We start from the raw sequence: 25570 nt of genomic DNA, 5'->3' as shown, positions 1-25570 counted from the left end.
ACTTTTACTACTATGAAAGTGCAGTCTCCTTGTTTCTGACCGGATTTACAGCATTTGCAATATCTACAGCAACAACACTGGAGATTCCTTGATTCTGCATTGTAATGCCGATTAGCTGCTGCGCAATTTCCATTGTAATTTTATTATGACTGATAAACAAAAACTGTGTCTGTTGTGACAGTTTTTTAACCAGTTCGCAAAAGCGTGTCGTATTTGCATCATCAAGGGGTGCGTCAACCTCGTCCAGCAAACAGAAAGGGGCTGGCTTTAAACGAAATAATGCAAAGATCAGTGCTAATGCGGTAAGTGCTTTTTCACCGCCGGATAACAGGTGCAGCGAATTGTTTTTTTTGCCGGGGGGTTGTGCGGTCAACATCAATCCAGATTCGAGTATTGTACCTTCGCAAAGAATCAGCTCGGCTTTTCCACCAGAAAATATAACTGGAAAAATTTCGTTTAAATTGTGATTTACCGCATGGAAAGTTTCCTGCAAACGTTTCCTGGTTTCTTGATCGATTTGGTCGATGGCATCTTCAAGGATGTTCATGGCTTCTTTAAGATCCCGGACCTGAGTGTTTAACGTGTCTGAACGTTGACTGGCAGCTTCGAGCTCCTTAATCGCCGCGAGGTTGACAGTACCCATCGCTGTTATTTGTTTGTTGATTTGATTAATCTCGGCCTGCAAAGCGGATATGCTTTTCTGATTTACGAATTCCATCAATTCAGCTTCAGCCGCCTGAGATTCGCTGAGTTGCTCTGCATATCGTTCTTCCAGCAGATTGTATTCCTGTGTTTTTAAGTGCAGCTTGCTCAATGATTCTCGTATTGCTGTTTGTTTTTGTTCCGAAGCCATCAGCATGTTTTCAATCGTCTGAATCTGTTTTCTAGCAATATCTAGCTGATTGCGCCTCTCCGTAACGCTTTTTTCCAGGGCCGTGCTTTGTAACCTGCATTCATGTAGTTGATTTGTTAGCAGCGAGTCGTCCTGCCCGTTTTTCTCCGATAATACTTGATTGTGCTTTGCAGAGAGATGTGTAATTTCCGCTTCACATGTTTTGATTGAATTTAATATATCACTGATTTTATTCTGACATATTTTTTCGTTAAAAACTGCTTCCTGAATTTTTTTGTTGTAGTTTTGAATTTTTAACTGACGGTCTGCAAGCTGTTGGCGGGCAATTGCCAATGCATTTTTTGCTGAATCAACTTGTTGCCTTGTGGTTTCGATTTGGCTCTGGAGATCTGATAATTGTGTTTCGGCATGTGTTTTTTGAGTAGTTTCTGTGACCAGCTCCTGATCGATCTCTGCAAGCTCTTTCGTGATCATGCTTTTACGTTGTTCGACCTGTTGATGAATTTGAGAGAGTTTTGTTTTTTCAAGCTGCAAACGATGCTGTTGCTGTGTCAGTTGCTGCAAGCGTGTGCGCTCCGCTTGAGTGGCTTCATAGAGCTTATCCAGGTTTGTCGAGGACTGATCAAGAAATGACTGCTGAACTTTCAGTTTTTTTTCCAGCGCATTTATTTCAGTTTGTATTTGGTCGAGTTCACGCTGCCTGGACAGAACGCCATGTAGCTGTGATTCTGGAGAATGAAAGCTGATGCTGCTGCGGGTAATAATGTGACCCTCAGGTGTGACAAATTTTTCATCTGAATTAAGATGGCCCCTTTGCTGAATGGCGTCATGTATATGATCTACAGCAAACACGTGTTTGAGCCATTCATTAAGGACTGGCTCGATAGATTGATCGCTGCACGACAAAAAGCCTGCCAAAGCTCGCCAGTTTTTACGATTGGCAGGAAAATCCGGATGATCAGCGTTATTATGGTCTTCATGCTGACGGAACTCAAAGATAGACAGTTTTCCCGGAGGGATATCATTTTTCCAGTTGTGGACAAATTCCAACTGCGCAAATCCCAGACTGTTGAGGCGTTCGCGTAAAATGGACTCAAGTGCATTCTCCCAATCTTTCTCGATATATATGCACTGCCATAAGCGCGGCTGAGTTTCCAGATTATGTTTGTGTAACCAATCTTTTAGCGCATCATTATTTTCAATCTTTTGCTGTAAATTGTGCAGCGCATTAAATTGGGCCTGTAAATGGGATATTTTTTTTTGAAGTTCGTTTACTTGTGAAGCGATTTTATCTTTACGGGCACTCTCTAATGAATAATCGGTATTTGTCTGCTTTAATGTTTTTTCTGCCTGGCTTAACTGGTCGCGTATTTTTTCAGAATTCAGTTCAAGGTTTTGTATTGTCTCGTGATCAGGGGCTGGCAGCGTATTGAATTCTGTAAGCAAGCGATTATTGCGCGATTGGAGTTGCTGAATCATTCTGTTTGCATGCTGAATGTGGGTTCTTTTCAGGCTATCGGCTCTTTCAGCCATGATTAGCTTTTGTTGAAGTGAATCGAATGCTTTTTGACATTGATCATAAGCTTGCTCTGATTCGGGTAGGTTGTCATTTTCTGCTTGGCAGATTTGCATACTGGTTTCGCGCAAGGCCTGTGCCTGATTACTTTCTTCATGCCAGTGCTTCAGGTTGTCTTTAGCAGTGTCGATCTGCTGTCGATTTCGGGTGATCTGTTTTTCTAGATCAAGTATCTGGACTGCAAGTCGTTCCCTGTTTTTATGAAATTGCGTTATTTCCTGTTCGATACGGGCTTTATCTGCGTTGGCGGCATATAACCTTCCCTGCAGCTCATGCAACTCTTCACCAAGTTGATGTTCGTGTGTACGTGCTGTTTCCCTTTGGGCTCTGCAGGATTGTGTTGAAGTGATTTCCGTTTCTAGTGCTTGTTCTTCTGCCTTAATTTCTTTATCTAAGCGCTGACGCTTGTTAATGACTTCATTTTTTTGTTGTAGCCAGAGTATTTGTTGTGTTTTTTGCAGCTGCTGCTTGAGTGAATTGTATTTGCAGGCGATCTCAGCCTGACTGTTTAGGTGATCTATCTGTTTGTTAAGTTCACTGAGGATATCTTCAATGCGAGTAAGGTTTTTGCGAGTATCAGCAAGCCTTAATTCTGTTTCGTGTCTTCTTTCACGATATTTGGAGATGCCCGCTGCTTCCTCAAGAAAATATTTTAATTCCTGAGGCTTCGCCTCTATGATGCGTGAAATCATGCCCTGTTCAATGATGGCATAACCGCGGCCACCGATACCGGTACCGTGAAAAAGGTCGGCTACATCGCGGCGCCTGACATGAATATTGTTGATGTAATAATTCGAATTGCCTTCTCGTTGAATAATGCGTTTTATGGCAATTTCCGAGTAACCGGACCAGGCACCGATTGCTTTGCCCTGACTGTTATCAAATACCAATTCGACACTGGCCCGGCCAACAGGTTTTCGTTGCGCAGTGCCACCGAAAATAACATCCTGCATGGATTCGCCGCGTAGTGCCGACGCTTTGGATTCACCCAGTACCCAGCGTACAGCATCTATAATGTTGGATTTGCCGCAGCCGTTGGGGCCTACAATACCAACCAGATCGTTGTTTACCGGAATAGCAGTCGGTTCAACGAATGATTTAAAGCCGGCAAGTTTGATTTTAGTAAGACGCAATTTATTGAGCTGGATACAGTTATAATAGGATAATTCCATAGCGCGTACTGCATGCGAAACTGCGGGTAGCGATATTTGTTTTATTGTAACTGAATTAATCGTAATAAGAGAATGTTGAATGTCAACTAAACCCAGCAAGCAGCTTGAAACATTTCCCAATCCTTTCGTTAAAAGGGATTATCAAATTCATATGGAGATACCAGAGTTTACGTGTGTATGCCCTAAAACCGGTCAGCCTGATTTCGCCACTTTGACATTGGATTACATTCCAGATAAAAAATGTATCGAGCTTAAAAGCCTCAAATTATATATCTGGTCATATCGAGACGAAGCTGCTTTCCATGAAGCGGTGACTAACCGGATACTTGAAGACCTTGTAGGTGTGTTAAAACCGAGATATATCCGTTTGGCTGCACGTTTTTTCGTGCGTGGTGGTATATTTACCAATGTGATTGCTGATCATCAAAAATCTGGCTGGACGCCGCAGCCGCTTATAACACTGCATCATTGTGATGAGCAATCAAGCACAAGGAAATGACGGATTCATACTATATTGCAGTAATCACTACATGAAGATTGTGGATTCAGACAGAAATAAACGGCAATAGCCATTTCCGCACCTGCTGAATCCACATAGTACGGCGCACAGAGCTACAGTAATTATGTGAGAGGTATTTAATAATTTTTTGCGCTATTATTATGATTGTAATGTCTCAATGTTAGTAGCAGAACTATCTCAAGCGGTTGAATAGCTGGGTGTTCCGAATAATACTTGCAATACTATATGCATGAATTCCGTTAGGAATTTGGCATGAGTTTTCAGTTGTAGCGGATGATCAATGAACTATTGCACTTGGTTTGTTGTCTTCAATAAAGTAGCTAATTGGTTTTCGTGATCCTTTTGAATAGGTATACTTGATCCCGCTGGCTTTTAATCAAAGCCATGTTGCAATTAAAGCAGTTTTATTAATTCTTAATGCGCAAGGATCAGGCAGGATGGGCGATCGTGAAATCGATCAGCAATTAGTGGAGCGGGTACAAAATGGCGATAAGCGGGCGTTTGACTTATTGGTAGCTAAATATCAGCGCAAGTTGACACGTTTACTATCACAGTTCATACGGGATTCGTCCGAAGTTGAAGATGTCGTGCAAGAGGCTTTTATCAAAGCCTACAGGGCACTGCCTTCGTTTCGAGGTGACAGCGCCTTTTACACTTGGTTGTACCGAATAGGTATTAATACCGCTAAAAACTATCTGGTGTCTCAAGGTAGAAAAGCGCCGACCTTGCAGGGCATTGATAGTGACGAAGCTGAAAATTATGAAGAAGGCGGCGTTTTGCGTGAGATGCATACGCCTGAAAGTGAACTGATGAGTAAACAGATTGCTCAAACAGTGAACCAGACGCTGGAAGAATTGCCAGATGAGTTAAGAACTGCAATCATATTGCGAGAAATAGAAGGACTGAGTTATGAAGAAATCGCGAACATCATGGAATGCCCGATAGGTACAGTACGTTCGCGTATTTTTAGAGCGCGTGAAGCAATATCTGAGAAATTACGCCCGCTACTGGGTACAAGCAAAGATAAGAGGTGGTAAAGTGAAAAGCAAGGTTTCCGAATTAATGGATGGTGAACTCACTGGCTCTGATGCCAGTAAAATAATTGAAGCACTCAAAAAGAACCAGGAATTGCATCAGGATTGGGAAACTTTTCATTTAATCGGTGATATCCTTAGGCAACCGGATACTCCGCCAACAGACCTTACCGATCGTGTCAGACAACAACTTGAAACAGAACCTACAGTACTTTCACCCAACAAACCCACTCACAGAAATTCCAAAGCAAAAGTATTTGCATTTGCAACAGCAGCATCGGTAGTTGCAATGGTAACTGCATGGTTTGTCATGCATGATGTATACCTGCAAACGCAACCAGTCGTTGTGGCGGAACAATCAGGCAGCCAAATAGAGACTGATAGAACTGTGGGTTCAGGTTCAATGCTGGTGTCTCACCCACAAACTGCTCGACCTTATCAGGTTACTCATCCATATCCAAATACTTCAGCAGAGGAAATGAACAACTATCTTTTTTATCATAATTTCCAAAACCATTATAAAGAATTATCTTCTGGACAGGCCAAATATGGCAGTCAATCAGCCTATATTTATCCAGTGACTGGCGCTCACGATAATTTCCATGATCAATATGGTAGATGAAAAACCCTGTATTACCTGTTTTTTTGTTGTTTGTACTGACATTCCAGGCGGTTGGCGCTGAACCTAATACCCAGTCTCATGCACGTGCATACGACTGGTTACAGAGAATCGCTGAAGCACCGCGTCAACAAAATTATCACGGAACCTTTGTATATTATGCCGATGGTCATATAGAAACATCACAAATCACGCATCGCGTGGATCATGATGATGAGTATGACAAAATAGAAGTTTTGGATGGCATGGCGCGTATTGTTTATCGCTACAACGATGAGATGAAGTGCTACATGCCGGGCAGTAAGAAAGTCTATACCGAAACACGCTGGTTTAGAAAATTTTTTCCGGATCTGCTGCCGCATCCAACAGAGCGAATTCGTGATAATTATAATATGGAGATTGATGGACAGGAGCGTATCGCAGGCTATGACGCCCAGATTATAAAACTGATACCAAAAGATAACTTGCGATATGGGCACAAATTCTGGATTGATATTGACAGCGGCCTGCTGCTGAAAGCCGCTGTGATAGACAAAGAAGATATCGTTGAACAATATGCGTTCGCGCAGCTGAAAATCGGTAAAGATATTGACGAAGAGTCGCTGAGTACAGAATCAATATCAACCCAAAACTGGAAGCAGGTAGATTTAACGACGGTACATCTGGATGAAGGTGAACTGAAATGGCGATTAGGAGAATTACCTGCAGGGTTTGAAAAGCTTGCTGAAATGAGACGTAAGCTTGCGGGAAAAAGCACGATGATTGATCATATTGTTCTATCCGATGATATAGCTACCGTGTCTATTTTTATAGAACCAGTCAAGACAGATGATACCCCTCCGGTTCCGGGTTTCTATTCAAGTCGTGGCGCGATAAATATATACGTGCGCGAACTGGAGAACAACAAAATAACAACTGTGGGAGAAGTTCCGCTAAACACGATTAAGTTAATTGGTGATGCTGTGTTTGCACAACAATGAAGATAACTCCTGTCACGATTTGTCGTTGTTTCGACAATACGTGAAGCAAAATACACTTGCTATGAATCGCGCTATGTAAGCGCTTTTTTATTGGCGGTTCAAGTAGGATATGCCTGTTATCACTTTCAGCAGCCGGGCGGGAAATGTAATGAACTACCCGTTTCTTTACTTTATAGAAAAAACTAGTTTATGGTATACATAGCTTAAATATGATGGAAATACAGAGGTTAATAATAATGGTGCGTAACTTAATAGGGATGTGGTTAATTGTCGCCACAGGGATTGTTTATGCTCAAACGAGTGAGTTGCCGAATTTTACAGGTCTCGTGGAAAAATACGGTGCGACCGTCGTTAATATTAGTACAACGCAGTCACAGCAGAATGCAGTTACACAATTTTTTCCTGAGATCCCAAACCTTCCCAAGGATTCACCATTTTACGAATTCTTCAGACGACACATGGAGCCATTTGCAACACCCAGAAGATCCGAGCCAAGATCAATGGGTTCCGGTTTTATTATCAGTGCTGATGGTTATATTCTGACAAATGCGCATGTCGTTGAATCAGCGGAGGAAATTACCGTCAAATTGAATGATAAACGTGAATTTATCGGTGACGTGATCGGTACCGATAAAAAAACTGATATAGCGTTGATAAAAATTGACGCCGAAAATTTACAAACTGTTAATCGAGGCGATCCGGAAAAACTCAAAGTCGGAGAATGGGTGGTTGCGATTGGATCGCCATTTGGTTTTGAAAACAGTGTTACAGCCGGTATTGTCAGTGCAAAAGGGCGGTCTTTGGCGCAGGAAAATTATGTGCCTTTTATTCAGACTGATGTTGCCATTAATCCGGGTAATTCCGGTGGCCCCCTATTCAATATGCATGGTGAAGTGGTTGGTATTAATTCACAGATTTACAGTCGAACAGGCGGATTTATGGGGCTGTCATTTGCCATACCGATCAATGTTGCAACAGATATAGCAGACCAGCTTAAAATATCCGGGGTCGTTCGGCGTGGAAGAATCGGTGTGCTAATACAAGAGGTAACAAAGGAATTAGCCGATTCATTTGGTTTGTCCGATACACGTGGGGCACTGGTTGTTTCAGTTGAAAAAAATGGTCCAGCAGATGTTGCCGGTGTACAGGCGCGTGACATTATTTTGTCTTTCAACGGTGAGGAAGTTGAGGCTTCTGCTGATTTGCCGCGCATTGTTGGAAATACAGCGCCCGACTCGAAAGTAAAGGTAAAAATCTGGCGGGATGGCTCCATCAAGATGCTTCAGTTGAAAGTGGGGGAAATTCCTACCGAGGAATCAGACCAGCATTCTCAAAGTAAACAAAATCAAATAACCGACAAATCCAATCGTCTGGGACTTGTGCTGAGTGAATTGACTGATGAGCAGAAAAAGCAACTGGAAATAGAGAATGGTCTGCTGGTGGAGGATATACAACCAGGAATTGCAAGCCAATCAGGTGTGCGCAAAGGCGATATTATTTTAGGTTTTAACAGTAAAGATATTGGAAGTGTTAAACAGTTTAATCAGTTGCTGGAAAAAGTGGAAGGCGGGCGCAATATTGCCTTGCTGGTCAAACGGGGTGATCTGACGACCTTTATCACTATGAAATTAATTAACGACGAATAATAATGTTTTGTTAGTCATGATAAAAACTGATTCGGCTGTCGACGATCTGGTTGTTTACAGTCGTGAGGCGTGTCATTTATGTACACAAATGATACAAGCACTGAAGGAGTGTCAGGAACGGTTATCGTTTGATTTTCAAGTTATTGATATTGATACGGATCCAGAACTGGTGAGTAGATTCAACGATAAGATACCCGTATTAGCGTCACTCTCTAATCAAGAGATAATCTGTCATTATCATCTGGATATGAATGCTCTGGATGATTATCTTGCCAGATTTCGATAAAATGCTGCATCGTAATTCAGAATCATGGATGGTCCGGCTGTTAAACAGCTGGAGTTCAGATAACTTCGGTTCAATTGACTAGTCGGATCATTCCCTCGAAATCCTAATGCAGCGAATACGTAATTTCTCCATTATTGCCCATATTGATCATGGCAAATCGACACTTGCAGATCGTCTTATTCAATACTGTGGCGGTCTGTCGGAACGCGAAATGGAAGAACAGGTTCTTGACTCCATGGATCTGGAGCGTGAAAGAGGTATCACCATTAAGGCGCAGACAGTCGCGTTGCAGTATAAAGCGAGAGATGGTGAGATCTACCTGCTCAATTTGATTGATACGCCTGGCCATGTGGATTTCTCATATGAAGTTTCACGATCCCTGGCTGCTTGTGAAGGTGCTTTACTGGTAGTTGATGCATCTCAGGGTGTGGAAGCGCAGACTGTTGCAAATTGCTATACTGCAATCGATCAGGGCGTTGAGGTGGTACCTGTTCTGAATAAAATTGATTTGCCGGCCGCCGATCCTGAAAGAGTAATTGAAAATATCGAGGATGTTATTGGCATAGATGCGCATAACGCTTTACATGTCAGTGCCAAAACGGGCGTTGGTATAGAAGCAGTCCTAGAGTCTGTTGTGAGCCGGATTCCAGCTCCGGTTGGTGATCCTGATGCGCCGTTAAAAGCGCTCATTATTGATTCCTGGTTCGATAATTATGTCGGTGTCGTCATACTGGTGCGTATTTTTGACGGCGTGCTCAAACCCGGAGAAAAGATTCTGTTGATGGCTAGCAACGTTACCCATCTTTGTGAACAAGTAGGTGTGTTTATACCCAGGGCTTTAAATCGGGATGCATTGAGTGCAGGCGAAGTTGGTTTTGTGATTTCTGGGATTAAAGAACTTGACGTTGCCAAAGTAGGCGATACTGTTACATTGGCACAAAATCCAGCAAAAAAACCTTTACAGGGTTTTAAAGAGATCAAGCCACAGGTTTTTGCCGGATTATATCCGGTGGAATCCAACCAATATGATGCATTACGATCAGCCCTGGAAAAGCTCAGACTCAATGATTCCTCTCTTCAATTCGAGCCGGAAACTTCTCAGGCGCTCGGTTTTGGATTCCGCTGCGGGTTTCTGGGGCTATTGCATATGGATATTGTGCAAGAACGTCTCGAAAGAGAATATGATATGGATTTGATCACGACAGCGCCTACCGTTGTCTATCAGATTCAGATGCGGGACGGATCAGTAATTGAAATCGATAATCCATCAAAAATTCCGGACCTGTCAAAAATCACCGAAATTCGGGAGCCTATTATTTCGACCACCATTCTGGTGCCTGAAGAGTATGTCGGAGCTGTAATAACCCTTTGCGTCAATAAGCGTGGTATCCAAAAAAACATGCAATATATGGGTAAACAGGTCATGCTGACATATGAAATGCCTTTAAATGAGGTCGTGATGGATTTTTTTGACCGGTTAAAATCTACCAGCCGCGGTTATGCATCACTTGATTATGAGTTTAAGGAATTCCGTGCATCGGACCTGGTCAAGTTGGATATACTGATAAATGGTGACAGGGTCGATGCGTTATCGTTAATTGTTCATCGCAGCAGCAGTCAATACCGTGGCCGGGAACTGGTGCAAAAAATGCGACAACTTATTCCCAGACAAATGTTCGATATAGCCGTACAGGCAGCCGTAGGTGCACATATTATTGCCAGAGAAACTGTCAAAGCTTTGCGGAAAAATGTACTGGCAAAATGCTATGGAGGCGATATCACCCGCAAGCGTAAATTGCTCGAAAAGCAAAAAGCTGGTAAAAAAAGGATGAAGCGGGTTGGTAATGTAGAGATTCCTCAGGAAGCTTTTCTGGCAATTTTACAAACTGACACCAAATCGTAAATGGCAGCATGCCGAAAAAATACAAAATTTAATCCCAAGGGAAATGTAATTGAAGTCGAGCTGATCGTTCAGTATATTCGATGCAGTTGAAACAAGGCTAAAACAGGTGAATCGAGATGAATGGGCTGTGTAATAAGTGAATATGCTACTTTTTAACGCAGCAGTGACAACATGGATGGTTTCTCGGCTGCCTGATAATAATTACATAAAAAACACAGAAAGGTAATTACATGAATTTTCCTTTGATTTTATTTTCTTTGCTGGTGATTACCGGTGCCGTATGGGTGCTTGATTATTTAATATGGCGCCATAAACGCAAGCAGGATGAAGATGAGCCTTGGTGGATTGAATATCCTAAGAGTTTTTTCCCAATCATTTTAATTGTATTCTGTTTGCGTTCGTTTATTATTGAACCATTCAAGATCCCTTCAGGTTCCATGATTCCAACTTTGATTGTTGGTGATTTTATTCTGGTCAATAAGTATGTGTATGGTATTCGGCTGCCGGTTATTAATAAAAAAATAATTGACATGGATAGCCCTGAAGCCGGAGATGTTCTGGTATTTCGTTTTCCTGAGGATCCTTCCATAGACTACATTAAACGTGTTGTCGGTGTTCCCGGTGACGTAGTTACTTATCATAATAAGAAGTTGTTTATTAATGATAAAATAGTTGAGCAGGTGTATGAGGGTGACTATAAATATGTAGAACCCGGACTGGGTTACATTTATTCTGAGAAATATACTGAATATCTCGGAGAAGCCAATCATTCGATTCTGGTAAGCCGTGAAGTCAATGGCTTGCAATATGCCAGCGTGCGCGAGTTTCCTTTTCGCGAAAACTGTCAATACAGCCGTACTGGATTTACTTGTACAGTTCCGCCGGGAAACTACTTTACTTTGGGTGATAACAGGGATAGCAGTAGCGATAGTCGGTATTGGGGATTTGTACCGGACGAAAATATTGTAGGCAAGGCATTTATGATCTGGTGGAATTTTGGTGATTTTGATCGAATCGGTCAGTTTATTCAGTAGTCTGGTCCATTTTTCTCGGGAGGGTGTCATGAATCTGTGTGGGCAACATACAAATCAATACGGTATTACTTTAACAGGTATGCTGTTCTGGTCTGTAGTGCTGATTCTGTTTGTGTTGCTGGGTATGAAAGTAGCGCCGGTTTATATTGAAAATGCATCGATAAAAAAAAATCTGGTGGCGGTTGCTAGTGATTCCGCACTAAATAAAGCAACTCCCAACCAGATCAGGCTTGCATTCTCCAAGCGTGCACAGATCGATGGTATTACGGCGATTACAGCAAAAGACATTAAGATAGCCCGTGAGAACGGACAAAACATTCTGAGTGTGGTTTATTCAGAAAAAGTACCCCTGTTTGCAAATATTTCTTTGCAATTCGATTTTGATATGCAAAGTAACTGACGTAGCAGAGAAACTGAAGATAATTACTATAGAAATAACATGCGGACCAATCGGGAAAACAAGGTGAATTTATTCTGCAACCGGCTCGGATACCAGTTTGTCAGACCTGAATTGCTGCATGAAGCCTTAACGCATCGCAGTCACAGTATAGTGCACAATGAACGTATGGAATTCTTGGGTGACAGTGTGCTCAATTGTGCGGTTGCCGCGTTAATCTACAAAAAATTCCATGATCTTCCTGAAGGACGACTTTCCCGTTTGCGTGCGGGTATGGTTAATCAGAAAGCTTTGTCTGAAATGGCGATGCAGTTGGGGCTGGATCAGTTGATTCGGTTGGGCGAAGGCGAAATCAGAAGCGGAGGAGACCAGCGGCCGTCAATTCTGGCCGATGCTCTGGAAGCTGTTTTTGGCGCGATTTATCTGGACAGCAGTTTTGCTCAGGCAGAGACTGTTATTGCCAGATTATATACGCCCGTCCTTGAAACAATCGATCATTCTACGCATGGAAAAGATCCCAAAACCCTGTTGCAGGAATTAATGCAAAGCCAGAAACTGAATTTGCCGGCATATACTGTAGTTACTACAACAGGGAAAGCACATCAGCAAAAATTCAGAGTGGAGTGTTTCATACCGGAATTCAATATTCGTACGTTTGGAGAAGGTTCCAGTCGCCGCAGTGCCGAACAGGCCGCTGCAAAAAAAGCTTACGAGATTGCCTGCGTTGCTGACTCTCTTTCGTAGCCATTTTTGATGATAGCTGTATAACAAAGCATAATAAAATAACAGGTCTCGTCATGCAGTCTGATACTCATTTTCGCACCGGTTATGTTGCTATTGTAGGTCGGCCAAATGTTGGCAAGTCGACCTTGCTTAATAGTCTGATTCAACAAAAAATCAGCATAACATCCCGAAAAGCTCAAACAACGCGTTATCGAATACACGGTATTTTGACAGAACAGCATTCACAGATCATTTTTGTGGATACGCCAGGTTTTCAGGTGCGATACAAAAATCGTATGAATACCGCGATGAACAAGGTTGTGGCGCAAAGCATGCAGGAGGTCGATGTGATTTTATTTGTCATCGAGGCGTTGCGTTTCGATGAGCGAGACAGTCTTGTGCTCGAACGTTTACCCAGGACAGTGCCGGTTATACTGGTCGTGAACAAAATTGACCGAATAACGGATAAAAACCTGTTGTTGCCCTTCCTTGACGAGATGAGCAGGCAATTTGATTTTGTAGCGTTGTCTCCGGTGAGCGCAGCTGGTCGATTGCAGCTGGGGGGGCTGGTTGATGCAATTCGTCCGTATTTGCCGGAAAATCCACCTTTATATCATGCAGACGATATAACCGATAAAAATGTCCGCTTTATTGCTGCTGAACTGATACGTGAGAAACTATTTCGTTTGATTGGAGATGAAATACCTTATTCCACAAGCGTGATTATTGACCGGTTTGTCGAAACAGAAAAGCTGATCACAATATATGCGACAATTCTGATTGATAAGCCCGGACAGAAAGCTATTATTATTGGAAAAAAAGGTGAAAAAATGAAGCTGATCTCGAGTCAGGCGCGTAAAGAAATGGAATTGCTGTTTAATAAGAAGGTTTTTTTGCAGGTTTGGGTGAAGGTGCGTAGTGGATGGGCAAATGATGCGCATGTTCTGAAACAGCTTGGTCATGAATAGTCTTGTTTCAGTGATAATTCAACTGAGGATACGGCAAGCGACATTCTGAAAACGATTGGAAACAAGTCTGGCTTTAAAGGGCCTTTAACGTGGAATGAAACAATATGGTGGAACTTGGCGTCAATATTGATCATGTGGCAACACTTAGACAAGCACGTGGCACCATCTATCCGAGCCCTGTCGATGCGGCACGCATTGCCGAATCGGCGGGTGCCGATGCGATAACGCTGCATTTGCGTGAAGACAGGCGGCATATTCAGGACAGTGACGTGGAAGAGTTGCGCGCTATACTGACAACACGAATGAATCTTGAAAGTGCGGTGACAGTTGAAATGATTGAAATTGCGCTGCGTATCAAACCGGATGATATATGCCTTGTACCAGAGCGTCGCGAAGAATTGACTACGGAAGGAGGGCTTGATGTTGTTAAACAGTTCGAACAGATTAAACGCGCATGCCAACAATTAAACCAAGCGGGCATACGTGTTTCGCTTTTCATCAACGCGGATCCGGAACAGATCGATGCTGCCGCTCAATCGGGTGCATCGGTTATCGAAATTCACACGGGTAGTTATGCCGATGCAACAACTGAAGAATCAAGAATCAAAGAGCTGGAGAAAATAAAGCATGCGGTTGCATTTGGTATTCAGCGGAATCTGAAAGTCAATGCCGGCCATGGGCTGCACTACCAGAATGTTCAGGCGATAGCTGCAATCCCAGGTGTATCGGAGCTTAATATTGGTCATGCCATTATTGGACATGCCATTTTTGTGGGTCTTGACAAGGCAGTAAGAGAAATGAAACGGTTGATTTCCGAGGCAGGCAGGTGATTTATGGAATCGGTACCGACCTGGTCGATCCGGCAAGGATCGCGCGTTCGATAGAACGGTACGGCGATAAATTTGCGCGTCGTATATTGACGCAGCCTGAATGGCAGGAATACCAGAGCAGTAGTAAACCTGTATTGTTTCTGGCAGGACGGTTTGCAGCCAAAGAAGCATTCTCAAAAGCAATAGGCACAGGGTTGCGTCATCCGGTAAATCTTGATTTCATTACGATTGCTCATGATAAGCTTGGCAGGCCTTATTTTGAATTTCATCCCGTACTCAACCGGTATATTTACGACCAGGGCATTGTTGGCCATTTCCTGTCTATCAGCGATGAAATGAACGCCGCCTGTGCGTTTGTTGTTCTGGAGAAATAGCGATGGCTCTTGGGCCAATCATGCTGGATATCGGTGCCACTGAACTGACAGATGAGGATAAGCGGCGATTGATGCATCCTCTGACCGGCGGCGTTATTCTGTTTTCACGAAATTACGCGTCCCGAAAACAGCTGATGGCGCTGGCTCAGGAGATTAAAGCACTCAGAACACCGCATTTGCTGATCGCTGTTGACCAGGAGGGTGGTCGGGTACAGCGTTTTAAAACAGATTTCTCCCGGCTGCCCGCGATGCGTGAACTGGGAAAAATCTGGGATCAGAATCCGGTACGGGCGCGTCATCTTGCCAGACAGACAGGGTTTGTACTTGCAGCTGAATTAGTGGTCGCCGGAGTTGATCTGAGCTTTACTCCTGTTCTGGATATTGATCATGGGCAAAGCAGTGTTATTGGCGATCGGGCGTTTCATCGGGATCCTCAGATTGTCTCAACACTGGGACATGCGCTAATGACCGGTCTGAAAGCCGGCGGTATGCAGGCTGTTGGCAAGCATTTTCCAGGTCATGGTGGTATACAGGCTGATTCGCATCTTGAGAAATCTGTTGATCTGCGTCGGTATGCTGATATCGAGATGGACGACCTGGTTCCGTTTCAACGCATGATCAATTTGGGATTGGCTGGCATCATGGCGGCGCATGTGATTTATCCAGATGTGGATCAGTATCCCGCAGGATTTTCGAGCAGATGGCTTGAAAGCATACTGCGACAGCAGCTGCAGTTTGAAGGCTGCATTTTCAGTGACGATTTAAGTATGCAAGGTGCTGCGTATTTCAGTTCTATTGTTGCACGCGCTTCGGCTGCGCTCAAGGCGGGATGTGATATGATTCTAGTTTGCAATGACTCAGATGCCGTTGACGAATTACTGGATACGCTGCAATGGGATAGCTCGGCGATCAGTATCGCTCGAGTGGCGCGTATGCACGCTAAAAGGGCTTTTGCTTCAATGGTCAAGCTGCGGGAGAATGAAGCATATGCACAGGCCATCCGAGAGGTGGCTGCTATTGGTGATCCGAACGGATTATTGCCTTTCTAGTCTGGGTCGCACTACTCGCATTGACCTCGTATAGATCCCTCACAGGTGATCGGCTACTATTTTTTGTGTGTATCAATTCTACTAGTGCGTTATAGGGAACGGGGCGGCTGAAATAATATCCTTGCTGATGATAGCACTGATGCTGCAGTAATATCTGGTTTTGCTCTGCCGTTTCGACACCCTCTGCGACAACCATTAGTCCCATGTTATTTCCCAGGCCAATAATGGCCTGAACAATTGTTAGATCGCTTTGGTTCTGATCGAGTGTTCGCACGAAGGACTTATCGATTTTCAAAATATCTATTGGCAGTTCCCGCAATAGTGTCAGTGAAGAATAACCTGTGCCAAAATCATCCAGCGCAATAAGAATGTTTAACTGCTTGAGTGTTTTCAGGATAATGCTTACGCGCTCAATGTTATTGACGATGGAGCTTTCAGTGATTTCAAGTATCAAAGAACCGGCCGGTAATTGAGTATCCTGCAGCGTCTTTAAAATGGTTTGTAGAAAATTTTTATTCATTAACTGGCGAGGATTAACATTGACTGCTACATTGACCGGATATCCCTGTTGCAGAAGCCGATAGGCGGATAGGCAGGACATTCTCAGCACCAGTTCACCCAGTTGTTCAATCAAACCAACATTTTCCGCCAGCGGGATAAATTCGCTGGGAGATAAAAATCCCCTCGTGGGATGTGGCCAGCGTACCAGTGCTTCCATGCGGGTTATCTGGTGGGTTCTGGCATTTATGATGGGTTGAAAAAAAACCTGAAGCTCATCATTAAGAATAGCGGTCCGCAGCTCCTTTTCCAGTTCCAGACGATCACGGGTCCAGGCTATGGATGATTCGGGAGAATAATATTCAAAACGGTTGCCGCCTTCCCGTTTTACAGTGTGCATGGCTGTTTCTGCTCGTTTCAGCAAAATTTCACTGACCAATCCGTCATTCGGATACCGGCTGATTCCGATGCTGGCGGCAACAAAAATTTCCATACCATCAATTTCAAATTTTTGTTTAATGGCATCCAAAATTTGCTGTGCCATTTCAGCAGAAGAATCAAAATTTTCCAGATGGTCGAACAGCACAATAAATTCATCGCCCCCCCATCGGGCAATGCAATCGTTGTGCTGCACTGTTTCAAACAGACGGGAAGAGACCATTCTAAGTAATTTATCCCCAGCCTGATGGCCCATTGCATCATTGATTTTTTTAAAATTATCCAGTGCAACAAAAAAAACGGTGATTCTTTTGCCAGTATCTTCAGTTTCCTGAATCATCTGTTCAAACTGTGACAATAATTTTGAACGGTTTGGCAGTTTGGTCAACGCGTCATAACTTTCCTGGTATGCAACCTGCTGGGCCAGTTCGATTGTATCGGTAAGATCAGTGATTGCAATAACAGAACCGATCAGTATTTTTTGTTCGTCATACAATTGATTGCGCGTAATTCTTACCGAACGTTCATCGCCATATCGTGTTTTCAGTCTGCATTCCATGACACCGGGGCTGTCCAGATCGTGTGTCAATATTTTGTTCACGGCGCTTTCGCCGGGCAGGCTGGCGCAATTCGAGTGAATATGCAATATCTGCTGCAGATTTCTATTCTTGATCAGATTGAATTCCGTGCGCAATATATTCTCTGCACCTTTGTTGACATAGGCAACAAGATCGTTGGCATCGGTTATGATGACACCATCCTTTATTGATTCCAGCGCCATGCTGGAACGTAATTTAGTAATCAGGAAAGAGCGTATAAACTGATTAATGCGCTGCCAGTTTGCTAAGGGATAAGCCGCCAGTGTCCCCAATAAGGCCGCGCCGGGGGGGATCCATATATGAACGGTTTTAAGTAACTGATAGATTGAAAATATACCGGTTATTGATATAAAAATCAGTATTGGGACAGTCAGATTTCTTTTTGTCAAACTGGTGCCCAGCAGCACAAGCATGATCCAGGCGACCGAGATTATTGCAACCCACGTGTTTGGAACCGGATATGTAGCGCGATCATGCTGCAACATTGAATAAACATTCGCGTGCCACTCGGCCCCTGACATGAATTGATGATTCAAGGAGGATGTCGGCGTCGCAAAACGTGTTCCGATACCTGCAGCAGTTACTCCGACAATGAGTGTCTTGTCTTTCAGGCTGGCGAGAATATCATCATCGAACAGAACATTTGCGTAGGATATCTGATTAAAACTGCCGGGTCTGCCCAGATAGGGTATTAATACTTCATCGGCACGATACCAGTGTTTGCTTTGGCCTGACGGTTTTTCATCTTCTTCTCGGAGAAAATGCTGTTTTGCTGATGCCGGATTGATCAGTGCCTGCGCCAAGGCGGGCCACGTCGGAGTATTAATGCCGGCGTTGAGAAACACGCGCCGAACTATGCCGTCACTATCAATTTCTATGTCGGCATGCCCCAGTACGGCATGATTTCTGAAGAGCGGAAGCGGTGCGACGATGTGAAGCGATTCAGTGTGCGCTGTAGATACCGGTGCCAGTGGTAACACGACATTGCCATGTGACGCAATCGCCGAAGCCAGTAACTGATCGGCATGCGGGTTGTTGGATTGCGGTTCTGAAAAAAGCAGATCCAGAGCGAGATGCTGATTGCCAATCAAATTCAGACGATTGATAAGCGCTGCATGTATGTCTCTAGGCCATGGCCATCTACCGATAATACCGAGACTCTGATCATCTATGGCAATGATGACGATGTCCGAATCCTGTGAATAGGGGATCAATGTAGATAATTTATCGTAGATCATGAAATCAAGTCGCTCCAGAATCTCTGTAAACGCAAGAATGCCAACACTCGTCAGAAGTATCGAAATACGTAAAACATATGTATTTATTTTGCGTCCCAGATTTTGAAGAAAAATCATATCAGCACAAGCAAAGGGAGAAGCAGTAATAGCATCATCCAGTAAGGAAAGTCGCGCGGTATTTCAACCATTTGCGGCAACCCCCAAGGCCCTTCAAAACCATCTGACTCAATTGTTTTGATGCGTAAAAAATATGTCCCGCCAGCAGGTTTCTGGATCGTGATACTGGAGGCTTCGGTTGTTTCGTCATGAATAATGTCAGAAAATGATTCGTCGCGTGCAAATTGAAAATGAAATCGCTGCCCTTCTGCAGCGGCTCGCCAGGCAAACGTCAGGTCCTGCTCATCAATTTCTGTTTTTTCCAGAGCGGGACCAGGGAAAGGGACTCTGAAGGGCATGGCATCACTGAACGGACCAGCGCCTTCCGTTGGTGAAACTGCAGCAATTTGCCAGAAGTAGTGGCCGGGTGCGAGCGATTCGGCCTTGGATAGAGCCAGGGCATTTTTTTTCAGTTCAGGATTAAAGTAGACCAGATCGCTAAAATCGATGTCTTTACTAATCATCACTATATAATGTACCGGTTCGGATTGACTGGTCCAGGTGAATTCCTGATTGTCTGGTGTCGTTGCGCTGCCGGGAAGCGGAGCTGTGACAAAGGGTGGCTCGGGGCGGGCATTCAGCGCAAAAGGCATGACGGCGTCTTTTCCCTCTAAACCGAATTTATCGATGCCGCGTATTCGAAGCCAGTATTCACCGTCGGGTATATCGCCATCGCGAAATGGGAGCGTTGTGGTAGTAAATTCAGAAACAAGATTGTCGAAGTCCGGATCCAGCGCTATTTGCGTACGGTAGGCATGGGCCCCGTTAAGGGGGGTTAAATGAATAACCAGTGGCAGACTCTCGTAATAACCGGACGTCCCGGACAAATCAGGTGGCGGTAAAAGGACGACGGGTGTCATGGGAGGTTCATCCCGGGAAGTGACTGTGCCAAAACCGGCAGGAACAATGACATGTTTTTTGGAACCACTGACATTGATGATGCCGGACAGTACCTCGCTGGCGGTTCCGGATCTCATTTCAACTGTGCCAACACGGAAGTCGGTGCCCCTAACGGAACTGACTGCCGATGGTGTTTGAATACGAAAACGCTTATCCTGATGAGTATCACGTGGTACAGAGTTTTCAGTTCGCCCCTGTTCAAGATGAATTAGCGTGTCGATCAGGCCAAAGTCACCGTATATACGCATTTTATCCAGACGAATGCGGCTGTTATCCTGAACGCGCATACGAGAGTTGTCTGCGAACTCAATGGTGACAAACGAGTCATTCTCAGCTCGAATTGTGTCGCCTGTATATAATTCCATTCCCGGTTCTGCAAGAATCTCGCCCCGGTTGCTACGCTCAATGAGCACCGTGCCCTGGACATGGTTGACTCGCGCAGTAACTGCATCCGATATCTGTGACCAGGCAACCGGTATTCTGAGTTTCTTACCAGGAGGAATGACATAAGGATCCTTGATGCGATTCATTTGCTGCAGGCGCTGGACATACTGTACACCTGTCAGATGACGCTCTGACAGATTCCATAGATTGTCGCCGGGTTTTACAGTATAAATCCATTCATTAGCGACCGCACGAGCTGGTAAACATAATAAGAGGGTACACAGACAGCAAAGTAAGCGGTTTCGAAGCAGGTTAGATCCTTGATAAATAAAATCCAGGTACATGCCATTTCCTCGTCAATAATTTTAGATTGGAAAGATTTGCCTAATGTATATTCTCAGAATTTCGGTGTTATTGGATTTAATTGCAGATTTGCAATCTGGTTCCAATCGTCAATTAATATCTGTATTCAGGAAATCAAGCAATTATATCGACCTGTGTGCCGACGGCTACTCTGTCAAACAAATCCAGTAGATCGTGATTTGAGATACGGATACATCCGATAGAGCCCGGTTTTCCCATTTCAACGCTATCGGGGCTACCATGGATGTAAATATATCTCTGCATGGTGTCGACTGTTCCGAGTCGATTGAAACCCGGTTCGCAGCCTGACAGCCATAAAATTCGTGTCAGAATCCAATCCCGGGCCGGGTATCGTTCTCCTAACTCGGGTGAATATATTTCTCCGGTCGGTCGGCGGCGAACGAACACTGTATTGACTGGTTGCTCGGAACCAATTTTGGCGCGAACAATATGCTTCCCCAGCGGTGTGCAGAAGCTTCCGTTTTGTTGGCCGGTGCCATTTTTTGCAGAAGAGATCTGATAACGGCGGATGAGTTGACTGTCATCGTTAAGTAAATCGAGTTGTTGCTTGCGGATGGAGATATTTATTTTCATCATTGCCGGATTGCATTGGAGCAGGTTACAGCGTTGATTGTTTTTTTGCGGCGTCGAGCAAAGAAATGTTTAAGCAACATACTGGCTTCATCGGCTAATACCCCGCCCTCGACCTGCATATGATGATTCAGTCTTGTTTCTGCGGGCAGGTTGATGATGCTGCCGCATACACCGGTTTTGGGATCGGTCGCAGCGTAGACCAAACGTTCAATTCGTGCGTGAAAAAGCGCACCGATACACATCGTACAAGGCTCCAGCGTGACATACAGTGTACAGTTAAGAAGGCGGTAATTATTCATGTTGTAACCGCAATCACGTAATGCCATGACCTCAGCGTGTGCCGTTGGATCTCGTGTTGTGATAGGACAATTAAAACCGCGTCCGATAATCCTTTCGTTGTGTACGATTATGGCACCAACTGGCACTTCGCCCAATTGTTGCGCTTTACTGGCCTGCTCGAGCGCTGAACGCATGAATTGAATATCTCTCATTATCTGTACCACTTGTGACAGTTTAATGCAATCTCGTAAAGATTCAAATCCCTAAGTAAGTTTTATGATACATTTCGGCAATATCATATTGATAGAGTACTAGTTCTGTTTCAGTTTAATGACAGTTATTGGTAAATGAATACACAGGCAACAGATCAGTTAAACACTGTACGTGACTGGTTGCGTTTTGCAGTCAGTAAATTTAACAAGGCTGGACTTTTTTTCGGTCATGGCTGCACGAACGCCTACGATGAAGCGGCCTATCTTATTTTGCATACACTGCATCTTTCTCCGGATCAACTCGAACCGTTTCTCGATGCCAGACTTACTTTTGATGAGCGGAATGAAGTTGAGAAAGTGCTTCAAAGGCGTATTCAGGAAAGAAGACCCGCGGCCTATCTTACACGCGAGGCCTGGCTCGGTGACTATGCTTTTTACGTGGATGAACGAGTGATAATTCCACGTTCATTTATTGCGGAGCTTTTACATAATCATCTGGAACCCTGGATCACAGAACCCGAACATATTCAGCATGCACTGGATTTGTGCACTGGTTCTGGCTGTCTTGCCATTTTGATGGCGCAGGTGTTTGATGAGGCTGAAATCGACGCAGTGGATATTTCTCAGGATGCACTCGCAGTTGCGAAAAAAAATGTTGACGATTATCAATTGTCACATCGAATCCACTTGATACACTCTGATATGTTCGATGGAGTGTCCGGGAAGCGATACGATCTGATTGTCAGTAATCCGCCCTATGTTAATGCAGCGTCGATGGCAACCCTGCCCGATGAGTATCGCTATGAACCGTCCAATGCGCTGGCCAGTGGGAAGGATGGACTGGATGCGACTCGCTGTATTCTATCGGTCGCGACCAACTATCTGACTGATCGAGGAATGTTGATTGTGGAGATCGGCCACAACAGGGAGGCATTGCTGAGCATGTATCCAGGATTGCCTTTCACATGGCTGGAGACCAGTTCCGGAGACAGTTTTGTATTTTTGATAAGCCGCGAGCAGCTGGCAGGTTGGCAGATTCGTTCAAGCCAGTAGCGTTAGCAGTCTTCGGGTTTCTTTTTCGTCGAGTTCCAGCCATTTCCCGCGTTTGATACGTGCAGGCAGATTAACCGGACCAAACCGCACCCGTATCAGACGGCTAACAGTTATCCCGAGTGCTTCAAACATGCGCCTGATTTCTCTGTTTTTGCCTTCTTTCAGGATGACCCGATACCAGTGGTTGACGTTTTCGCCGCCCTGTTCTATCAGCTGATCGAAAGATACGATACCGTCTTCGAGCTGGATGCCGGTGGTCAGCTGGGTGATGTGTTCGTCCGATAATTTCCCGATTATGCGAACGGCATATTCACGTTCTACTTCAAATCGTGGATGCATGAACCGGTTAGCCAGCGCCCCATCGGTAGTGAAAATTAGCAGACCGCTGGTGTTAAAATCAAGACGGCCGATTGCAATCCATTTGGAAGACCTAAGATGAGGTAATTTGTCGAATACAGTTGGGCGGTTTTCAGGGTCAAGCCGGCTGACAATTTCACCTTCAGGTTTGTGGTACAGTAAAATCCGCGGCAGCCGCTCTGCGAAGTCAAAACGAATGATGCGTTTACCGATCTGAACACGGTCTTGTGCGCCAACACGGTCACCCAGAACAGCCTTTCTACCGTTGATGATGACCTGACCACTGGCAATCAACGCCTCCATCTCGCGTCTGGAACCCAGCCCTTTTTGGGCCAGCAACTTCTGCAGTTTATGGGTGACTGCAGAGACCGGAATGCCATGTTTGTCAATATTGGTTGCCCGAAGTGGAGATTTGGGTTTACCTGGTCTGGCTGGTTTATGTGTGCGCATAAAGCTGTTTGATCAGTTGTAATTAGAACGGAAGCTTCATGCCGGGCGGCAGACCCAAGCCACCGGTTAGTTCGGCCATTTTTTCCTGAGTCGTGGTTTCAACGCGTCGAACAGCATCATTGAATGCCGCAGCTATCAGATCTTCGAGCATTTCCTTGTCGTCGCCATCCCCGACCAGGCTGTCATCAATCTGTACGCTTTTGACATCATGACGGCAGGTCATGACGACCTTAACCATTCCAGCACCTGACTGGCCCTCAACTTCCAGTGTGGCCAGTTTTTCCTGCATCTGTTTCATGCTTTCTTGAACCTGTTGTGCCTGTTTCATCATGTTTGCCAGATTAGCTTTCATGGTAAATCTCCTTTAATTTTGAATAGGTTTGATGGAAGATTCTATGATTTTTGCATCAAAACTGTCTACCAGATCCTGCACGATCGGATCTTTTTCAATGGCAGCAATTGCTTCTGTCTGTTTTTGCTGGTTTTCTAGTTGCTGTATTGCAACCGGTGTCATGCCTGTAATGCTGCCAACTTTGAAGCTGAGTGCGACCGGTTTTCCGAAGTGATCGTTCAGTGCGGTCTGAATGGCATTCTGGTATTTTTTGTCGAGTAAATGTTTATGGACATCGGGAACTAACAACTCAATAGTATCTGCTGATATGATTTTTGCCTCACTATGCTGTGCCAGCATTTTGGCCATACCAACCAGATTCAGTTGCTTAACCAGATCATGCCAGCTTGGTACTGTTGCGTTTGCGGGCATTTTCTGCGCTGTCGGTAGCTTCTCGAGGCTTGCTGAAGAATCGGAAGCAGACATTGTATGACTGGTCTGGGTCGATACATTAATCCTATTTATTGTACCTGGCTGTTGAGGTGTTGAGCCCGCTTGTTGTATTGCCGGATTGAGTGGCGGGTTATCAGGCATAAATGCGAGCAAGCGGATTAGCGTCATGGTGAAACCGGAAAATTCGTCGGGAGCAAGGTTTAAATCACGGCGTCCATGCAGTGTTATCTGGTAAAACAGCTGAATATCCTCGGCTGTAAATGTTTCCGCGAACCCCTTTATGCGCTGGTATGCCGGCATGTCTTCATGAACTGACTGGGGCACTGCTTGCGCCAGTGCAATTAGATGCAACAGTGCTGAGACATCATGCAGTACGGCATCAAACGAAAAGCCATGAGATGCAATCTCATCTGCAATGGCTAACATTTGCGATCCGTTCTTTTGTTCCAGCGCGTCCAGCAGGTCGTGTAGATAATGCTGGTCAACGGCTCCAAGCATGTTTCGAACAGTCTTTTCCGTTACATTCCCTTCACCAAAAGCGATTGCCTGGTCTAAAATGCTCAAAGCATCTCGCATACTGCCCTGGGCCGCCTGCGCAATAAGTGTCAAAGCTGCCCCATCCACCGGTATACCTTCATGGGTCAGAATCAGTTTGAGGTGTTCCGTAATTAACGCTGCTGGAATTTGCTTTAAATTGAACTGCAGACATCGGGAAAGTACGGTTACGGGGATTTTCTGCGGGTCTGTCGTGGCCAGAATAAATTTGACGTGTGCAGGTGGCTCCTCGAGTGTTTTCAGCATTGCGTTAAAAGCCGATTTGGATAGCATATGCACTTCGTCAATTATATAAATCTTGAACCGCGCTCCAGTCGGTGCGTATAGTGCATTTTCCAGCAAGTCGCGCATATGGTCGACCTGCGTATTTGATGCAGCATCTAATTCGATCAAATCTATAAAATGTCCCTGATCAATTTGAGTACAGGCGCTACAATTGCCACATGGTGCTGCTGTTATTCCGGTTTCACAATTTAGCGCTTTAGCGAGAATGCGTGCTACCGTGGTTTTACCCACACCACGTGTGCCCGTGAACAGATATGCATGATGTAAACGGTTATGTGCCAGCGCGTTCGTCAGTGCCCTGACGACATGATCCTGCCCGGTCAGTTCAGAAAAGCTTTTTGGTCGCCACTTGCGTGCAAGGACTTGTGATTGTGACACGTCGAATAATTGAATAATAATGTGCCTGTCGCATATTATATCAGGTCACGCAATTGCTATGCATCAATTCGTAAGTCAGAGTT

General features: G+C 44.7%; 23 protein-coding genes. 15 read left to right on the top strand and 8 right to left on the bottom strand.

Annotated elements, in window-relative coordinates; genetic code table 11:
* Positions 1-10: 10 nt before the first annotated feature.
* On the bottom strand, positions 11-3601 hold the full coding sequence (gene smc / locus BMY62_RS03515; protein WP_090656711.1) for a chromosome segregation protein SMC: 3591 nt from the start codon (positions 3599-3601) through the stop codon (positions 11-13).
* Positions 3602-3680: 79 nt separating this feature from the next.
* Here smc and queF point away from each other — a divergent pair, with 79 nt between their 5' ends.
* The 14 genes from queF to nagZ all read left to right on the top strand — a co-directional run bounded on the left by queF (position 3681) and on the right by nagZ (position 15964).
* Complete coding sequence (queF, locus tag BMY62_RS03510; protein WP_090656708.1) at positions 3681-4100, top strand: preQ(1) synthase; 420 nt, start codon at positions 3681-3683, stop codon at positions 4098-4100.
* Between the two features lie 458 nt (positions 4101-4558).
* On the top strand, positions 4559-5158 hold the full coding sequence (gene rpoE, locus BMY62_RS03505) for an RNA polymerase sigma factor RpoE (RefSeq protein WP_090656705.1): 600 nt from the start codon (positions 4559-4561) through the stop codon (positions 5156-5158).
* A gap of 1 nt (position 5159) precedes the next feature.
* Positions 5160-5777 carry a sigma-E factor negative regulatory protein gene (locus BMY62_RS03500; protein WP_090656702.1) on the top strand — a complete coding sequence of 206 codons (618 nt, stop codon included), beginning with the start codon at positions 5160-5162 and terminating at the stop codon, positions 5775-5777.
* Positions 5774-6754 (top strand): MucB/RseB C-terminal domain-containing protein, encoded by a 981-nt coding sequence (locus BMY62_RS03495; RefSeq protein ID WP_090656698.1) that lies wholly within the window; start codon positions 5774-5776, stop codon positions 6752-6754. The genes BMY62_RS03500 and BMY62_RS03495 overlap by 4 nt, the downstream gene beginning before the upstream one ends.
* A gap of 236 nt (positions 6755-6990) precedes the next feature.
* A complete protein-coding gene (locus BMY62_RS03490; RefSeq protein WP_090656695.1) occupies positions 6991-8400 on the top strand; it encodes a DegQ family serine endoprotease in 1410 nt (469 codons plus the stop codon).
* Between the two features lie 16 nt (positions 8401-8416).
* On the top strand, positions 8417-8686 hold the full coding sequence (locus BMY62_RS03485; RefSeq protein WP_090656692.1) for a glutaredoxin family protein: 270 nt from the start codon (positions 8417-8419) through the stop codon (positions 8684-8686).
* Positions 8687-8792: 106 nt separating this feature from the next.
* Positions 8793-10589 (top strand): translation elongation factor 4, encoded by a 1797-nt coding sequence (lepA, locus tag BMY62_RS03480; RefSeq protein ID WP_090656688.1) that lies wholly within the window; start codon positions 8793-8795, stop codon positions 10587-10589.
* 230 nt (positions 10590-10819) lie between these two features.
* Positions 10820-11623 (top strand): signal peptidase I, encoded by an 804-nt coding sequence (gene lepB, locus BMY62_RS03475; protein WP_090656685.1) that lies wholly within the window; start codon positions 10820-10822, stop codon positions 11621-11623.
* Positions 11589-12023 carry a DUF4845 domain-containing protein gene (locus BMY62_RS03470; RefSeq protein ID WP_256207409.1) on the top strand — a complete coding sequence of 145 codons (435 nt, stop codon included), beginning with the start codon at positions 11589-11591 and terminating at the stop codon, positions 12021-12023. The genes lepB and BMY62_RS03470 overlap by 35 nt, the downstream gene beginning before the upstream one ends.
* Before the next feature lie 39 nt (positions 12024-12062).
* Positions 12063-12764, top strand: a complete 702-nt coding sequence (gene rnc, locus BMY62_RS03465; RefSeq protein WP_090656680.1) for a ribonuclease III — start codon at positions 12063-12065, stop codon at positions 12762-12764.
* Positions 12765-12817: 53 nt separating this feature from the next.
* Positions 12818-13711, top strand: coding sequence for a GTPase Era (gene era, locus BMY62_RS03460; protein WP_090656677.1), 894 nt, complete (start codon positions 12818-12820; stop codon positions 13709-13711).
* A 104-nt stretch (positions 13712-13815) separates the two neighbouring features.
* Positions 13816-14541 (top strand): pyridoxine 5'-phosphate synthase, encoded by a 726-nt coding sequence (pdxJ, locus tag BMY62_RS03455; protein WP_090656675.1) that lies wholly within the window; start codon positions 13816-13818, stop codon positions 14539-14541.
* Positions 14538-14915 carry a holo-ACP synthase gene (gene acpS, locus BMY62_RS03450; protein ID WP_090656672.1) on the top strand — a complete coding sequence of 126 codons (378 nt, stop codon included), beginning with the start codon at positions 14538-14540 and terminating at the stop codon, positions 14913-14915. Before pdxJ ends, acpS begins: the two co-directional genes overlap by 4 nt.
* 2 nt (positions 14916-14917) lie before the next feature.
* Positions 14918-15964 (top strand): beta-N-acetylhexosaminidase, encoded by a 1047-nt coding sequence (nagZ, locus tag BMY62_RS03445; RefSeq protein WP_090656669.1) that lies wholly within the window; start codon positions 14918-14920, stop codon positions 15962-15964.
* Here nagZ and BMY62_RS03440 read toward each other — a convergent pair.
* The 4 genes from BMY62_RS03440 to tadA all read right to left on the bottom strand — a co-directional run bounded on the left by BMY62_RS03440 (position 15930) and on the right by tadA (position 21625).
* On the bottom strand, positions 15930-18854 hold the full coding sequence (locus BMY62_RS03440) for an EAL domain-containing protein (RefSeq protein WP_090656666.1): 2925 nt from the start codon (positions 18852-18854) through the stop codon (positions 15930-15932). The two genes, nagZ and BMY62_RS03440, sit on opposite strands and share 35 nt — an antisense overlap.
* Entirely contained in the window at positions 18851-20521 is a 1671-nt protein-coding gene (locus BMY62_RS03435) for a FecR family protein (RefSeq protein ID WP_090656663.1), read from the bottom strand. Before BMY62_RS03435 ends, BMY62_RS03440 begins: the two co-directional genes overlap by 4 nt.
* A 133-nt stretch (positions 20522-20654) precedes the next feature.
* Complete coding sequence (locus BMY62_RS03430) at positions 20655-21134, bottom strand: L,D-transpeptidase (RefSeq protein WP_090656879.1); 480 nt, start codon at positions 21132-21134, stop codon at positions 20655-20657.
* Complete coding sequence (tadA, locus tag BMY62_RS03425) at positions 21134-21625, bottom strand: tRNA adenosine(34) deaminase TadA (RefSeq protein WP_090656661.1); 492 nt, start codon at positions 21623-21625, stop codon at positions 21134-21136. The genes BMY62_RS03430 and tadA overlap by 1 nt, the downstream gene beginning before the upstream one ends.
* 135 nt (positions 21626-21760) lie before the next feature.
* Between tadA and prmB the strand changes: the two genes are divergently transcribed.
* Positions 21761-22678, top strand: a complete 918-nt coding sequence (gene prmB, locus BMY62_RS03420) for a 50S ribosomal protein L3 N(5)-glutamine methyltransferase (protein WP_090656659.1) — start codon at positions 21761-21763, stop codon at positions 22676-22678.
* Here prmB and rluB read toward each other — a convergent pair.
* The 3 genes from rluB to dnaX are packed head-to-tail and all read right to left on the bottom strand — an operon-like array spanning position 22667 to position 25487.
* On the bottom strand, positions 22667-23485 hold the full coding sequence (gene rluB, locus BMY62_RS03415; protein WP_090656655.1) for a 23S rRNA pseudouridine(2605) synthase RluB: 819 nt from the start codon (positions 23483-23485) through the stop codon (positions 22667-22669). The two genes, prmB and rluB, sit on opposite strands and share 12 nt — an antisense overlap.
* 22 nt (positions 23486-23507) lie before the next feature.
* Positions 23508-23837 carry a YbaB/EbfC family nucleoid-associated protein gene (locus BMY62_RS03410; RefSeq protein ID WP_090630009.1) on the bottom strand — a complete coding sequence of 110 codons (330 nt, stop codon included), beginning with the start codon at positions 23835-23837 and terminating at the stop codon, positions 23508-23510.
* Positions 23838-23849: 12 nt separating this feature from the next.
* Complete coding sequence (gene dnaX / locus BMY62_RS03405; protein WP_090656652.1) at positions 23850-25487, bottom strand: DNA polymerase III subunit gamma/tau; 1638 nt, start codon at positions 25485-25487, stop codon at positions 23850-23852.
* Positions 25488-25570: the final 83 nt, after the last annotated feature.

The organism is Nitrosomonas marina, assembly GCF_900111605.1.
GTDB classification, from domain to species: Bacteria; Pseudomonadota; Gammaproteobacteria; order Burkholderiales; family Nitrosomonadaceae; genus Nitrosomonas; species Nitrosomonas marina_A.
The sequence above is the reverse complement of the archived record's forward strand: the minus strand, read 5'-3'. Positions and strand labels throughout refer to the sequence as shown.